The sequence below is a fragment of the Sorangium sp. So ce124 genome (assembly GCF_051525235.1).
In the GTDB taxonomy this organism is placed as follows: Bacteria; Myxococcota_A; Polyangia; order Polyangiales; family Polyangiaceae; genus Sorangium; species Sorangium atrum.
Map to the genome: position 1 here is coordinate 5,010,968 of NZ_CP150312.1, position 14,995 is coordinate 5,025,962.

At 69.2% G+C, this 14,995-nt stretch carries 10 protein-coding genes; 9 read left to right on the forward strand and 1 reads right to left on the reverse strand.

All coding sequences use genetic code 11. The features are described from left to right. The first annotated feature begins 221 nt into the window (after positions 1–221). From WMF19_RS18770 to WMF19_RS18800, 7 genes are read left to right on the forward strand one after another with little or no spacing between them, the layout of a single operon-like run. Positions 222–1,244: a pentapeptide repeat-containing protein gene (locus WMF19_RS18770; RefSeq protein WP_437900346.1), complete on the forward strand. Its 1,023-nt coding sequence runs from the start codon at positions 222–224 to the stop codon at positions 1,242–1,244. Between the two features lie 26 nt (positions 1,245–1,270). Continuing rightward, the gene (locus tag WMF19_RS18775; protein WP_437900347.1) at positions 1,271–1,978 is read left to right on the forward strand and encodes a DUF3540 domain-containing protein; all 708 of its coding nucleotides are present in this window, start codon (positions 1,271–1,273) and stop codon (positions 1,976–1,978) included. A 5-nt stretch (positions 1,979–1,983) separates the two neighbouring features. Then, the gene (locus WMF19_RS18780; RefSeq protein WP_437294882.1) at positions 1,984–2,388 is read left to right on the forward strand and encodes a DUF4150 domain-containing protein; all 405 of its coding nucleotides are present in this window, start codon (positions 1,984–1,986) and stop codon (positions 2,386–2,388) included. A gap of 24 nt (positions 2,389–2,412) precedes the next feature. Then, positions 2,413–4,731 (forward strand): type VI secretion system Vgr family protein, encoded by a 2,319-nt coding sequence (locus tag WMF19_RS18785; RefSeq protein WP_437900348.1) that lies wholly within the window; start codon positions 2,413–2,415, stop codon positions 4,729–4,731. 14 nt (positions 4,732–4,745) lie between these two features. Further along, entirely contained in the window at positions 4,746–7,058 is a 2,313-nt protein-coding gene (locus tag WMF19_RS18790; protein ID WP_437900349.1) for a type VI secretion system Vgr family protein, read from the forward strand. Between the two features lie 21 nt (positions 7,059–7,079). Continuing rightward, positions 7,080–9,968 (forward strand): type VI secretion system Vgr family protein, encoded by a 2,889-nt coding sequence (locus WMF19_RS18795; RefSeq protein WP_437900350.1) that lies wholly within the window; start codon positions 7,080–7,082, stop codon positions 9,966–9,968. Between the two features lie 43 nt (positions 9,969–10,011). Then, entirely contained in the window at positions 10,012–12,663 is a 2,652-nt protein-coding gene (locus WMF19_RS18800; RefSeq protein ID WP_437900351.1) for a DUF2169 family type VI secretion system accessory protein, read from the forward strand. Positions 12,664–12,669: 6 nt separating this feature from the next. Here WMF19_RS18800 and WMF19_RS18805 read toward each other — a convergent pair whose 3' ends face one another. Continuing rightward, positions 12,670–13,386 (reverse strand): hypothetical protein, encoded by a 717-nt coding sequence (locus tag WMF19_RS18805; protein ID WP_437900352.1) that lies wholly within the window; start codon positions 13,384–13,386, stop codon positions 12,670–12,672. Positions 13,387–13,464: 78 nt separating this feature from the next. On the opposite strand from WMF19_RS18805, the gene WMF19_RS18810 reads away from it, so the two are divergent. Further along, positions 13,465–14,265, forward strand: a complete 801-nt coding sequence (locus WMF19_RS18810; protein ID WP_437900353.1) for a 2OG-Fe(II) oxygenase — start codon at positions 13,465–13,467, stop codon at positions 14,263–14,265. Continuing rightward, the gene (locus WMF19_RS18815; protein WP_437900354.1) at positions 14,250–14,993 is read left to right on the forward strand and encodes an SDR family NAD(P)-dependent oxidoreductase; all 744 of its coding nucleotides are present in this window, start codon (positions 14,250–14,252) and stop codon (positions 14,991–14,993) included. Before WMF19_RS18810 ends, WMF19_RS18815 begins: the two co-directional genes overlap by 16 nt. Positions 14,994–14,995: the final 2 nt, after the last annotated feature.

Genomic DNA, 14,995 nt, shown 5'->3' on the forward strand with positions numbered 1-14,995 from the left:
CGGCGGCGAGGCGCGCTACGCTGAAATCGCCGCGATTTTCGTGGTTGCGGACGATTGAGGGTACACGATCATGGTCAGGGTGTGACCTTGAGGCAGATTTCGGAGAGGAATAGTATAGCGTCGCTCTACAGGACGACGATCGCGGGGCAGGGGGGACCTTGACGCGCACGCACGAAGCTGATAGCGGTCGGCGTGTGAAGGGGGCAGATCTGGCAGCTCGCGTGCGTTCGGGCGAGTTCTGCGATGGGCTGGACCTCGCAGACCAGGATTACTCGGGCGTCGATCTCTCGGGCGGCCTCTTCTCGAAGGGCAACCTGGCTCGTGCCCGCCTGAACGGGGCAAGGCTCAAGGAGGCCGTACTCATCGAGTGCGACCTCCGCGATGCCGTCCTTGCGGGCGCCGATTGTCACCATACCGCCTTCCACAAGTGCGATCTGTCGGGTGCCTCGTTCGTCGGGGCCAACGTCCAGCTCACCAAGCTCACGGAGAGCCTGGCGCGGGGGGCCCGCTTCGACGAGACGCCCATCGTCATGCTGACGGTCTTCAGGAGCGACCTGTCCGGCGCCTCGTTCGCGCGGTCAGCCATCGATCGGACGATCATCTCCGAGGCTCCGATGGACGGGATGGACCTCCGGGGAGCCGTCTTGAAGCGCACCTTCGTCTCCGACGTCGACTTCCGGACGATTGCCATCGATGGCCTGCGCCTCGAGATGGCTGTCCTCAACAAGTGCGGGTTTCGTGGGATGAACCTCGCCGGGTTCGTCTTCGAGCTCTGCCAGCTCCAGGAGTCGGACTTCTCCGGAGCGATCCTGGAGCGGGCGCAGCTCGTCCAGGCGAACTTCAAGGGGGCCAACCTCTCCGGTGCCAGGCTGGACGAGGCGAGCTGCGCGCGCGCCATGTTCATCGAAGCCAACGCCGAGGGCGCGAGCTTTCGCGGCACCTCCCTCGAACAGGCGCTCTTCGACGGCGCGAACGTCTCGCGGGCCGACTTCTCGGGGGCCCGGCTCCGTGAAGCGGCGCTCCGAGGCATCAATGCGCGCGGCGGCTCCTTCGTGGGCGCCGACGTGACCTACGCCGATCTCTCGGGGTCGAACCTGGAGAACGCGAATTTCATGCGAGCGAAGATGTTTCGCGCCATCCTGCACGGCGTCAAGGATGCCGGCGCCACCATCCCCACGCGCGCCGTGGCGCTCGGAACCGACGAAGAGCGCGCGCGGGCCGAGAACTTCACCCCTGCGCTTTAGGCTTCTCGCGAGCAAAAGGAACGACCATGGCCATCGCAGCCGAAACTGTGGAGAGCTCCCCCGTGCATGTCTTGCCCACCGCTCGATCCGCGCGGGCGCTCTTCCCCACCGAGCCGGACGTGACAACGGATCTAGGCACGGTGCTGGCCCGCGCCGGGCAGAGGGTGCGGGTGGCGACGTCGACGGGCGAGCGAGACGTCGAGATCGCCCCTTCCTGCATCGTCTCCCCGGCGCCCGGGGATCGCGTGCTCGTCGTGGGCTCGCGGGACGAGGCGTACGTGCTCGCCGTCCTCCGGCGCGGTCACGCCGGCGAGACCAAGCTGGTCTTCGACCGGGACGTGTCCCTGAGCGTGCCCAACGGCCGGCTCCGCGTCCTCGCCAAGGAAGGCGTCGACCTCGCATCGCCCGAGGCGCTCGGGGTGCACGTCGGCGCGGTTGAGGTCGACGCGGCGGACGTGAGAGTGGCCTTCTCCTCGCTCCTCGATCTGGTCGGGCACTCCATCACGACGAAGACGAAGAAGGTGCGGGTGGTCGCCGAGACGTTCGACACGATCGCCGGGAGGATCTACCAGCGGGCCGTCAACTTCCTGCGCCGGACCGACGAGCTCGACCGGGTGGAGGCGAAGAACATCGACCGTCGCGCCGAGAACCTCGTCCACATCCACGGGGAGAACGCCGTCACCACGGCGGAGCAGCTCGTGAAGTTCGACGCCGCGCAGGTCCACGTCGGGTAACGACCATGTGTTTCGCCAACACGCAGATGATGGGAGTAGACATGGGCTTTCCCGACGTGTGCCTGACGCCCGCGCCCCCGGCGCCTGCGCCCGTGCCCATTCCCTATCCCAACGTTGGCATGGGGCCCACGGTGACGAAGCCCGTGCCCAACGTGCTCTTCATGTACGCCCCCGCGCATAACATGTCGAGCTCCACCGCGATGTCGAACGGCGACAACGCGGGCGTTGCCACCGGCGTCGCGTCGGGCACCGTCATGGGGCCCAACCGGCACGTCACCGCCGCGTTCACGGTCCTCGTGGGCGGCCAGCCGGCGACCCGGCTCACGAGCGTCGGTATCCAGAACAACACCAACTGCCCGGGCATGCGAGCGGTCCCCAGCCAGGTGATGGTCCTCTTGCTCGCCCCGTAGGCTCCCTACCCTGGAGGCACCCTCATGCCCCGACTCTACGAGATCTCGGCAGGGTTCCTTCCCGAGAGCGCGATGGTGGTCGCGTTCGACGGCCACGAGGCGCTGAACCGACCTTACCGGTTCCAGATCCGGGTCTCCGTGCCCCTGGCCGATGGCCTCGGGCTCGGACTCGACGGTGCCACGGGCCAGAGGGCCAAGCTCACCATCCATCACGACCGCCCGGACGCTCCCCACAGCACCTACTCGGGCACGGTGGCCGCCTTCGAGCTCGTCGAGGATCTGGCGCAGCACTCGATTTTCCGGCTCGACCTCGTGCCGAAGCTGTGGGGCCTCTCGCTGGGCGAGCACAGCCGGGTGTTCATCGACATGGCGCTCCCCGACATCCTCGAGAAGACGCTCCAGGATGGCGGGCTCTCCTCCAGCGACTTCGAGCTGCGCCTGACCGGCAAGTACCCGGCGCTCCCGCACGTGTGCCAGATCCGCGAGAGCCGTCTCGTCTTCCTGACCCGGTGGCTCGAGCGCGTGGGCGCGTACTACTTCTTCGAGCAGGGCGACGACGGAGAGAAGCTGATCCTCACCGACTGCAAGTCGAGCCACTCGGAGGCTCGCACGGAGCCGGTGAGGTTCGTGCCGCAGGGCGAGGACGACGTCAGTGCGGGGGAGGCGCTGCGGACCTTCCGGTGGCGCCACGAGGTGACGCCCCGGAGGGTCACCGTCACCGATTACGATCCGCTCCACCCCCAGCTCGCGGTCACGGGGTCTGCGGACGCCACCCCGGCGAGCGTGGGAGGGGACGTCCACTTCTTCAAGGTCAACGAAGACCGGCCCGAGCGGTCGGAGAGCCACGCCAAGACGCGCGCGCTGGAATACCTCGCCGGGCGCACCACTTGCCAGGCCAGGGGACGCGTGTTCGGGCTCATGCCCGGGTTCGTATTCGACCTCGTGGAGCACCCGCGCGGCGAGCTCAACAAGGCTTATCTGGTGACGGAGATCGTCCACAGGGGCAGCGAGGCCCGCGTGGCTGGCGGCCCCGTTCGTGCCGGCGGAGGCGAGGCCATCTCCTCCGATCGCCTGCTGTACGAGTGCGAGGTCAAGCTGGTCGACGCGAGCCAGCACTTGACCCCGCCGTCGCTGACGCCCTGGCCTCGGATCTCCGGCACTGTGCGGGCGCGCATCGACGGGAGCGCCGAGTCGGAGTTCGCCCAGCTCGACGGGCACGGGCGCTACCTCGTGCGGATCCTGCTCGACGAGAGCGGGCTGCCCGACGGCGCCGCCTCCACGCGCCTGCGCATGCTCCAGCCGCACGCGGGCAATCCCGAGGGCATGCACCTGCCGCTGCGCAAGGGCACCGAGGTGCAGGTCGGCTTCCTGCGAGGCGATCCAGACCAGCCCGTGATCGTCGGGGTGACGCCGAATAAGACGACGCCGAGCCCGGTGGTCCAGGCCAACCACTCGCAGAACGTGGTGCAGACGGGCGGCCTGAGCCGCATCGAGATCGAGGACAAGCAAGGCTCCGAGTACGTCGACATCTCCACGCCGCCGGAGAAGACCTTCCTCCACCTGGGCGCGCACGCCGGCCTGGGCTCGCACAACTACGTCCTCTCGACGAGCGGCGATACCTCGATGCACACCGGCGGCACGCGTGACATCACGGTCGGCGGCAAGCAGAACGAGTCCGTGAAGGGCAACGTCAACGAGAGCTACCACGCCGATCAGGAGACGACGGTGGACGGCTCGCTCACGGAGACCATCGACGGCGGCGCGACGCAGACCATCCACGCCGGCTCCACGCAGACCATCGACGGCGGCGTCCAGCAGACGATCTCCGGCGGCGAGCTGCGCACCGTCGACGGGGGGCAGCAGGAGACGCTCTCGGGCGGCCGGACCCAGACGATCACGGGATCGTCGGTGGAGACGATCTCCGGCGACCTGACCCAGACGATCTCGGGCGGCGCCACCATCTCGACCCCCGCGGGTTACTTCGTCACCGCCGCCGGGGGCTTCGAGGTCTCGACGCCCGCGAGCATGACCATGATCGCGACCGGCGGCTTCAACCTCCTCGCCCCGGGTGGGCAGCGGCGCCTCGACAGCGAATTCCAGCTCGCCGGAGGCGAGTACAGGGTCTTCTTCGAGAAGCAGCTCACCATCACCGGGCACAAGATCGACGCCATGGGGCTGTACGTCGAGCTCATCGGCGTCAAGGCCGATGTGTTCGGCCTCAAGCACACCATCTCCAACTACATCAGGGCGACGGCCCTCGCCATGCTGACCACGGACGGGATCGGCATCTCGAGCCACGCGTTCTCCCAGCACAAGGGCGGGTTCCACGCGTGGGGCGGCTAGGGCGGAGGCTGTGAATGGATCTCTTTACCCTCTCCTGTGACGCCATCCCCGGCCAACCCCGCGTGCTCGCGCTGCGCGGCGACGAGGAACTCGGGCGCTGCTTCGAGTACGACGTCTGCTTCCACCTGGAGGCCGACGACAGCCTCGACCTGAGCCCGGAGGGCCTGCTCGGCGAGCCCTGCACGCTCGCGCTCGGATCGGACGGGACGGAGGGCGTCGCGGACGCCGGCGTGACGGAGATCGCCGGGCAGATCGCGGAGGTCGAACTGCTCGAGGACGCCCCGAGCCCCGTCTTCCGGCTCCGCCTCGTCCCCGCGCTGTGGTTCCTGCGGCGCTCGGCCCACAACCGCGTCTTCATCGACAAGGCCTTCCCGGACATCCTCGGGGAGGTGCTGGAGAAGGCGGGCATCGCGGCGAGCACATACGCGCTCAAGCTCCGCAAGTCGTACCCGAAGCGTGAGCACGTCTGCCAGTACCAGGAGAGCGATCTCGATTTCATCCAGCGATGGCTGGAGCGCGAGGGGATCTACTACTTCTTCGATCACAAGCACCAGGGGAGCAAGCTCACGTTCTGCGACTCGGCCGCGGACCACGAGCCGAGCAGCGATCACCCGATCCCCTACCATCCGACGATCGGGGCCGACGTCTCGGCGAGGCGGCACCTCGGCTTCTTCTGCGCCTCGCAGCGGGCGCTGCCCGCCGAGGTGGGGGAGGCCGACTACAACTACCTCACGCCCGACGCGACGATCGGCGCCTCCGAGCCCGTCGCGCCGGGGCTCTCGGCGAAGGTCCGGAGGTGGGCGCCGAACGAGCTGGATCAGGGCGGGGCCGCCCGCGTCGCCGGTCTGCGCGCCGAGCTGGAGAAGAGCCGGCGCCGGCGCTACCTGGGCGCGGGCCGGGTGCTGCTCCTCCACGCGGGCTTCACGTTCGAGATCGACCGTCACCCGACCTTCGCGCTCAATCGAGCGTACCTCGCGGTGCGCCTCCGGCGCCTCGGTCAGATCGGCGACCGGGATGGTCGGCTGATCTCCTTCTTCCAGCCGGAAGAGACGGCGGCGCTCGAGGGGGAAGCTCTCCGGATCGAGGTCGAGGCGATCGAATCGGACGTGCAGTTCCGCCTGCCGCGTATCACCCCTTGGCCGCGGGCCGGCCTCGAGCTCGGCATGGTCGACGGGCCGGGCAGCGACCGCTATGCGCAGATCGACGAGCACGGCCGCTACCTCGTCAAGCTGATGATGGACGAGAACGCGTCGCCCGCGGGCAAGGCCTCGACGCGCATCCGGATGATCCAGCCGCACGGGGGCAAACAGGAGGGTTGGCACCTGCCTCTCCGCAAGGGGACGGAGGTGCTCGTGACCTTCATCGGCGGCGATCCGGATCGCCCGGTGATCGCCGGCGCCGTCCCCAACAGGCTCACGCCCTCCCCCGTGACGCGCGCCAACAACACCCAGAACGTCGTCGAGACCGGCGGCAAAAGCCGCCTCGAGATCGAGGATCGCGACGGGCAGCAGTACATCGACGTCTCGACCCCTCCCGAGGAGACGTTCCTCCACCTCGGCGCGCACGCGGGCCTCGGCGACCACAACGTCGTGCTCTCCACGAGCGGCGACGGCCTGATCCACACAGGGGGCAACCGCGACATCACCATCGGCGGTGATCAGAACGAGGACGTGAAGGGGAAGCTGACCGAGGCGTACCACGCAAACCAGTCCACCCACGTCTCCGCCGCGTTCCAGGAGACCATCGATGCCGGCGCCACGCAGACCATCCACGCCGGGCTGAACCAGACCATCACCGGCGGGCTCAAGCAGTCAATCCAGGGGGGAGAGAAGCGCACAGCGTCCGGCGGCGTCACCGAGACCATCAACGGCGGGCGCACGCAGACCATCAACGGCGGGACGACCGAGTCGATCAACGGGGCTCAGTCCCAGACCATCACCGGCGGCGCCGTGGTCACGAGCGGCGGGATGTACACGGTGAAGGCCGACGGCGGCTTCACCCTGAAGACGGACGGACCCATGAACATGCTGGCGAACTCCTGGCTCATGAACGCCCCCGGAGGCCAGACGAACATCGACAGCTCCTTCTTCGCGGTCGCGAGCGCGGACACCAAGACCTACAACATCCTGTTCCGGCCGAACGTCATCAACATCAACATCGCCGCCATCGCGGCCGCCGCCACCGGCGCGCGGCTCGACAGGGTGTGGAGGAAGTACGAGGGCGCAGGGCTCGTGCTCCAGAACAACGGCGTCCAGTTGAAGTCGGGGGCGAAGATCGGCACGGTCTTTGGGGCCACCTTCGTGCTCGGGTTCGTGACCTTCCTCTGAGGCGATGGAGGGGATGGGACCATGAAAACCGAGTTCCACTTCGTCTGTGACGCCCTCCCGGGCGGGCCGTATCGCGTCCTCTGGTTCTCGTGCGAGGAGGAGCTCGGCCGCCCCTACAGCCTCCGCGTGATGGTCGAGCCTGCTCCGGAGCAGACGGTCGAGCCCTCCGACCTCGACGGAGCCCTGGGCGAGCCCGGCAAGCTCATGTACGGCGACGGTGTGCTCCATGGACTCCTGTTCGAGGTCGCACTGCTGCTCGCCCGCGATGACCACCGGGTCTACCGCCTCACCCTGGCCCCGAAGCTCCACGCGCTCTCCTTCGGGCACCACAGCCGTGTCTTCGTCGACAAGTCGGTGCCCGACATCATCGAGGCCATCCTCCGGGAGAACGAGATCTCGTCGTACGAGCTTCGGCTCGGCGCGGCCTACGCCCCGCGGAAGCACGTCTGCCAGTACCAGGAGAGCGATCTCGACTTCTTGCACCGCTGGATGGAGCGGGAGGGCATCTATTACTATTTCCTGCAGGAGGACGGGGGCGACAAGCTCGTCATCTGCGACGAATCCCACCGGCACGAGGACGCGCCCGCGGGGAGAGTCCGCTATTACCCGAGCGGGTTCGATGACGTCTCGGCCGGCGAGCGCATGATCACGTGGCGCCGCGTGCACGCCGGCGTGACCGCGGACGTCGAGCTCGGCGACTACGACTACCTCAAGCCGGCGCTCGGCATCCGCGCTATGCAGTCGAACGTCGCCGTCGGGTTCGAGCGGCTCGTCCGGTTCGAGGACAACCTGTACGATCAGGAAGAGGCCGACCGCCTCGCCTCCGTACGCGCGGAGGCGCAGCGCACGGCCCAGGTCCGCTTCCACGGGCGCGGCCGGGTGGGCGGGCTCCACGCGGGGCTCTGCTTCGATCTCGTGGATCATCCGCGCGACGACCTCAACCAGAAGTACCAGATCTGCCGGATCGTCCACGTGGGCAGGGAGCACGGGGCCGATCCCGCGCTGTCCCGCTATCTGGGCCTCTCGGTCGATGACGACGGCTACCACGTCACCGTGGAGACGCAGCCCCGCGACGTGCAGTACAGGCCCGAGCGGCGCACGCCGTGGCCGGCGATGCGCGGGGTCGAGAGCGCTGTGGTGGACGGGGGAGCCGAGAGCCCTTACGCGCAGATCGACGCCGAGGGGCGCTACCGCGTGCGCCTCCTGTTCGACGAGGCCAAGAACCCGGCCGGGAAGGCGTCGGCCTGGCTGCGGATGGCGCAGCCCCACGGCGGCGCGCCCGAAGGGTACCACTTCCCCCTCCGGAAGGGCACCGAGGTGCTCGTGGCCTTCGTCCACGGCGACCCCGACCGGCCCTACATCGTGGGCGCCGCGCCCGCGCTGACGACCCCGAGCACGGTCACCTCGCGAAACCGTACGCGGAACGTCGTGCAGACCGGCAGCCTGAGCCGGATCGAGATCGAGGATCGCGAGGGCGAGCAGTATATCGACGTCTCGACGCCGCCCGAGAGCACGTTCCTCCACCTCGGCGCCCACAAGGGGCTCGGCGATCACAACATCGTGCTCTCCACCGGCGGAGACGGGCTGCACAACGCCGGCGGCAAGCGGGACCTCTCCGTGGACGGCACCCAGAACGAGGACGTCACGGGCGACCTGACCGAGACATACAGCTCGAACCAGGCTACCCACGTCTTCGGGTCGTTCACCGAGACGATCAACTCGGGGATGAAACAGACCATCTCGGCCGGCTCGACGCAGAGCATCGACGGCGGCCTCGAGCAGACGATCTCCGGCGGCGAGACGCGCACCGTGAACACCGGCCTGACCGAGACGATCAACGGCGGCCGCACCCAGACCATTTCGGGCGGCACGACGGAGAAGATCGGCGGCTCGCTGGTCCAGAGCGTCTCCGGCGCCATCAACGTCTCCACCCCCGCGACCTATACGAAGAGCGCGTCGGCGGGGATCACGATGGTGACCCCCGCGTCAGGGACCGTGACGGGCCTCGGCGGCGTGAAGCTGATCGCGACGGGCGGTCAGATGACCGTGGACGATTGGTGGGAGGGCATCGGCGGGCAGAACGGGTGGGCTTACCTCTGCAAGGTCGGCATCGGCGTGATGTCGCAAGCCCTCACGATCAACTGGATCCGGGGCGTGGCCGTGCACGCCGCCGTCTATGGCGTGAAGATCGATGGCAAGGTCTTCGATGCACGAAACGCCGACGCCGACGAGAAGCTTTACGGGGTGCTCTTCGCGCGTCGGACCGCGCTGAAGGCCAAGCAGTCCGGGCAGACGCAGGTGGGTGGTGGTCCCGGCCCCGGCGGTGGTCCCGGCCCTGGTCCCGGCGGTCCGGGTCCTGGTCCGGGTGGTCCCGGCCCCGGCCCCGGTGCGCCGGGTCCTGGTCCCGGCGGTCCGGGTCCTGGTCCCGGCGGTCCGGGTCCTGGTCCCGGCGGTCCCGGCCCTGGCCCCGGCGGTCCGGGTCCTGGTCCCGGCGGTCCCGGCCCTGGCCCTGGCGGTCCCGGCCCTGGCCCCGGCGGTCCGGGTCCTGGTCCCGGCGGTCCGGGTCCTGGTCCTGGTCCCGGCGGTCCCGGCCCTGGCCCTGGCGGTCCCGGCCCTGGCCCCGGCGGACCCGGCCCTGGCCCCGGCGGTCCCGGCCCTGGTCCCGGCCCTGGCCCCGGCGGTCCCGGCCCTGGCCCCGGCGGTCCGGGTCCTGGTCCCGGCGGTCCCGGCCCTGGCCCTGGCGGTCCCGGCCCTGGCCCCGGTGGTCCGGGTCCCGGCCCCGGCGGTCCCGGTCCAGGACCTGGACCTGGTGGTCCCGGCCCCGGTGGTCCCGGCCCCGGTCCAGGCGGCCCTGGTCCTGGCCCCGGTGGTCCCGGCCCCGGTCCCGGCGGCCCTGGTCCTGGTCCCTGATGAAGTCCCCAGCGCTCGATGCGCCTCCAGACAAGGTGACGACGTGCGTGTCGTAAAGCCCAACCAGATCGGCATCCTCTCCCGACCCTTCGACTACAACAATCGTTACAAGCTCGGCGTGACGGGGCTCATCCTGTTTCCGTTCGCCGAGCCCCGGTATCCCTTGACCGAGTCGGCGTTGTGGCTCCTCGTCGGCAAGATCCTCAAGGAGACGCCGCTCGACGCCTCCATGCCCAAGCGCAACGGCGAGATCCTGATACGCGCCACCGCCCATGCGCCGCAGGGCAAACCGCAGCACGTGGTGCGCGCGGCGTTGGAGCTCGACGGGAGGCTCCTCAAGGAGATCGCTGTCGTGGGCGATCGGGTCTGGAAGCGAGGCGTCCCCACCGAGCCCGAGCCCTTCGTGGCCAAGAGCATCCGGTGGGAAGATGCGTTCGGCGGCGAGGAGTTCAAGCCGAACCCCGTGGGGAAGGGGTACCGGCCCAAGGAAGGTACGCCGCTGCCCAACATCGAGAACCCCAAGAGGCTCATCACGTCGATGTCGCAGACGCCCGACCCGGTCGGCTTCGATCCCTACGACATCACGTGGCCGCAGCGCATGCAGAAGGCGGGCACGTACGACAAGGAGTGGCTCGACAATTACTACCCGGGGCTCGCGAGAAACCTCGACTGGAGCTTCTTCAACGTCGCCCCTCCTGATCAGCAGATCCAGGGCTTCTTCCGCGGCGACGAGGAGCTGGTGCTCAGGAACCTCCACCCCGAGAAACCGGAGCTCAAGTTCAAGCTCCCGGAGGTCCAGCTCCGCTGCATGATGCGGCGGAAGCGGCGGAGCGGCGACGAGGTCGACGCCGACGTCCCCATGTCGCTCGACACGCTCTGGCTCTTCCCGGAAGCCGCGCACGGTGTCCTCGTCTTCCACGGCAGCGCGCCCATCCGCGAGGACGACGCCGCCGACGTGTCGCTGCTCTACATGGCGTGCGAGGATCTGGGCCGGCCCAAGCCGGCGGAGCACTACGCCCGCGTCCTCGAGCGGCGGCTCAGCAAGGAGCACGGCGCCATCGCCTCGCTCGACGACCGGCCGCTCATGTCCGATCTGCGGGGCGGCATGAAGCGGCCGCCCTCGCCGCGCGACGAGGTGGAGGATCTCGTGGCGCAGGAGAACATCACCTACAAGAACATGATGAAGAAGGGTGAGCGGCACGTGGAGGCCGCGCGCGCCCTGCTCGTCGCGTACGGGCTCGATCCGGACCAGCACGGGCCCGTCCCGACCCCCCCCATCGACACCGATGGCCCGATCGAGGAGCTTTTGGAGCGGGTCGAGCAGATCGAGAAGGATCTCCGCGAGAAGCAGAGGCAGGCCGAGGAGGCCCAGCTGGAGATGGAGGCGACGCTCGAGCAGATCTGCGCGGATTACGGTATCGACTTCAAGGAGATCAAGAAGGAGTGGCGCGGGCCGTTCAAGGGGGGGCCGCCCGAGCCGACCGCCGAGAACGACCTCGCCAGGATGCGCAAGCTGGCGGAGGACAGCCGCACCGCCGGCTTCGACGCCAGCGAGATTGACGGGTACCTGGCCGATCCAGCGTTCGTGGAGAGGATCCGGGAACAGGACCGTGGCCGGCTCGAAGCGTACCGGATGAACGCCCAGGATCGCTCCGAGCCCGATCTGCGTAGCCCCGCGGAGAGCCGCCGCCTGTGGGAGGAGCTCCGCGCTGCGCACGCCCGCGGGGAGAGCCTGGCCGGCCGGGATCTCACCGGCGCGGATCTCGCCGGCATCGATCTCCCGGGGGCCGACCTCCGCGAGGCGCTCATGGAGCGCTGCAACCTCACGGGGGCCAACCTCTCCGGGGCCAACCTGGAGCGCGCGGTGCTGGTGCGCGCGGTCCTCGTGGATACGCGCCTCGACGGGGCCAACCTAAAGGGGGCGAACCTCTCCAAGGCGGAGTGCTCCCGGACGAGCCTCGCCGGCTGCCAGCTCAAGGAAGCCCAGCTCATCGCCACTCGGCTCGCGCGTGTGAGCTTCGACGGGGCGAACCTGGAGCACGTGGTCCTGATCGAGGCTACGATCGACGCGTGCTCGTTCCGCGGCGTCCGGGGCGAGGGGCTGATGCTCGACGGCCTCGATCTCGCCGGGACCAGCTTCCGCGAGGCGTTCCTCCTCGACGCGGTGTTCATGAAGTGCGGGCTCGACCGGGTCGACTTCACCGGCGCCGAGCTCGCCGGCGTCACCCTCTTCGGCTGCCGCGCCTCCGAGGCGGTATTCGCGAAGAGCCACGCCAGGAGTTTGCGGGTGGTGGAGGGCACCGATCTCCGCGGCTGCGACTTCCGCGATGCCGTGCTGGAGGAGGCCTGTCTCCGGGGCACGAGCCTTGTCGGCTGCGACTTCAGCGGCGCGCGCGCGCCGCTGGCCGATTTCAGCGATTGCAACCTGGAGGACGCCCGCCTCTACCACCTCTCGGCGCGACAGTCGCGGTTCATCCGCGCCAACCTCACCCGGGCGAACCTGGTCGGGGCCGATCTCTTCGAGGCCATGCTCTCGAAGGCGGACCTCTCCGGCGCCGACGTCCGCGGCGCGAACCTCTACCAGGCCGACATGGCGCTGACGCACGCGCACGAGCGGGTCCAGTTCGATCAGGCTATCGTCACGCGCGTGCGCACGAAGCCGCTCTACGCGACCAAGGTCCAGGACCTCGACTGAAGCGGGCTAACGGGCGAACCAAGCCAACGCGATGCCACCCGCGAGGAGGGAAGCGAGGATGATCGCCGCCAGGCGGATTGCGGCGCGCCTGCGGTGCGCATGTCGCTTCGCCATCCGGAGCCTGAACTGCTGGAGCTCCTCCTCGTCCCGCTCTCGCGTCCCCAGCGGGAGCGCGCCGCGGAAGCCGGAGGTGTCCAGGCGGCCCACGTCGGCCCGCTGGCGCCGGGCGATCTCCGAGGTGAGCGCGCCGATCCGCGCCGCCAGCCGCACCATGATGGCGGCCTCGGCGGGATCCTCGACCCAGTGGTACAGGTGGACCATCCAGGCGGTCGGGGTGGTGAGCACGTTGTCAGGCTTGAGCGCCAGGAGGTCACGCCGGACCTCCTCGTCGTCGACGATCTCGCGGATCAGCCGCTCCGGCGCGCCTTCCACCACGAAGGCGTCGTCGAACGATGCGTCGCCGGTCCGGTGCGTCACCATGAGCCCGCGCTGGATCTCCCGCCGGTCTTGGGACGTGAGCGGCCGGATAGAGAAGTTGATGAGGATCCCATCCTCGACGGGGACAGTCGCCTCGGTCGACCTGAGGTCCAGGTCCCCGTGCTCCTTCTGCGTCAGCACGACCGTGACTTGCTGATCGCCGATGTAGCCCCGGACCGCCGTGTCCGGATCGAGGATCTCGGCGCGCTCGAGGAAGCCGGCGATGTCCTTCACAGCCCTGCGCATGGGTCCGATCGTATACGAGCGGTCCCGCACCGCCAGGTCGACGCGGCGCGCACCCTGTTGTATCGTCGGCGCTTGGCCATGCACCGCGAGACCATCCTCAGCGGACGCCGGCTCTGGCAGCGAGCGCGCCCCTTCCCCCATATCGTCGGGGAGGGCGTGCTCGCACCGGACGTTTACCGCGACGTGGAGGAGGCGTTCCGCAGCGAGCTCAGCCGCGGTCTCGGCGAGGCGGCCACCACGTCTCCCCCTACCCACCGCTTCGCGAGGACCGTCCCCGGTTACGGCGCCCACGTGAAGGCGCTGACACGGGAGACGACGGGGGCGCTCGCGCTCTTCGTTTCACGAGGCTGGCACGACATGATCGCGGGCCTCTGGGGCATCGAGGCCACGGGCGACGTCGACGCTGCGCTCCATCATCACCCCGTGGGCAGCGGAGACGGTTGGGTCCACAACGATCTCAACCCGGGGTGGTTCGTCGATCAACCGAAGGCCGACGGGGTGAACCTCTCGGATTCCGCGCTCTGCAACTACCAGCATGGGCCCGCGGATCCGCTCGACTCGTCGTCGCTCGTCCCGCGCGAGACGGTCCGGGCGGCGGCGCTGCTCTTCTATCTGGCCAACGACCCCTGGTCCCCGGGCGACGGTGGGGAGACGGGCCTCTACTCCAGCCTCCACAGCCCGGTGTCGCGCCCCGCGGCGGTGGTGCCTCCTCTCAACAACTCGCTCCTCTGCTTCGCCTGCACCCCTTTCTCCTGCCACGCGTTCCTGAGCAACCGCCGGAGCCCGCGGAACAGCGTCATCCTCTGGCTGCACGTCCCCCGGGCGCAGGCCGAAGCGCGCCACGGCGCGCGGAGCATCGAGCCATGGCGGAGCCGATGAAGCCGGTCTGCCTCCTCACCGGCGCCGGCGGGGTGCTCGGCTCCGCGTTCTGCCGCGGGCTGGCGGCCCGCTTCGATATCGCTGCGGTCTATCGCGCGAGGCACCCCGACACGCCCTCGCAGCTCGAGTGGCTGCGCGACCCGCTCGACCCCTCTCTGCGGGTGCCGGAGAACGATCACCCTGTCTTCGCGATCCAGCAGGATCTCTCGCACGAGGACGGCCCGAGCCGGGTCGTGGATCTCGCGCTCGCCCATTTCGGGCGTGTCGACGTGCTCGTCAACGCCGCGGCGGACGTGACGTTCTTGGGCCCGCTGCTCGACGCGGAGCGGCAGAAGGACCGGCTGCGATCGCAGCTCGAGATGAACGTGATGGTCCCCATCCGCCTCGCCGCGCTCGTGGCCGAGCGATTCTGGCGCGACCGCCGGGACGAGAACCTCGCCCGGTCGCGGAGCGTGGTGAACGTGTCGAGCATCTCTGGGCTCCAGATCTTCAAGGGGTGCAACCAGAGCATGTACAGCGCGTCCAAGGCCGCCTTGAACTACCTCACGTGCCACATGGCGGAGGAGTTCTCGGTGTTCGGGGTGCGCGCCAACGCCGTCGCGCCTGGCAGCTTTCCGGGCCAAATCGCGACAGCGCGCGTGGTCTCTGCGATCATCCGGCTCGCAGAGGAAGACATCGCGGGGAAGGTGCTCGTGATCGACGAGCACGGAGAGCGCCTCACGCCCTGACC

Bases quoted from the DNA above. Each gene is read 5' to 3' on its own strand.
- WMF19_RS18810 (WP_437900353.1), top strand. From the start codon at position 13,465: ATGCACCGCGAGACCATCCTCAGCGGACGCCGGCTCTGGCAGCGAGCG.
- WMF19_RS18785 (WP_437900348.1), top strand. From the start codon at position 2,413: ATGCCCCGACTCTACGAGATCTCGGCAGGGTTCCTTCCCGAGAGCGCG.
- WMF19_RS18805 (WP_437900352.1), bottom strand. From the start codon at position 13,386: ATGCGCAGGGCTGTGAAGGACATCGCCGGCTTCCTCGAGCGCGCCGAG.
- WMF19_RS18790 (WP_437900349.1), top strand. From the start codon at position 4,746: ATGGATCTCTTTACCCTCTCCTGTGACGCCATCCCCGGCCAACCCCGC.
- WMF19_RS18775 (WP_437900347.1), top strand. From the start codon at position 1,271: ATGGCCATCGCAGCCGAAACTGTGGAGAGCTCCCCCGTGCATGTCTTG.
- WMF19_RS18815 (WP_437900354.1), top strand. From the start codon at position 14,250: ATGGCGGAGCCGATGAAGCCGGTCTGCCTCCTCACCGGCGCCGGCGGG.
- WMF19_RS18795 (WP_437900350.1), top strand. From the start codon at position 7,080: ATGAAAACCGAGTTCCACTTCGTCTGTGACGCCCTCCCGGGCGGGCCG.
- WMF19_RS18780 (WP_437294882.1), top strand. From the start codon at position 1,984: ATGTGTTTCGCCAACACGCAGATGATGGGAGTAGACATGGGCTTTCCC.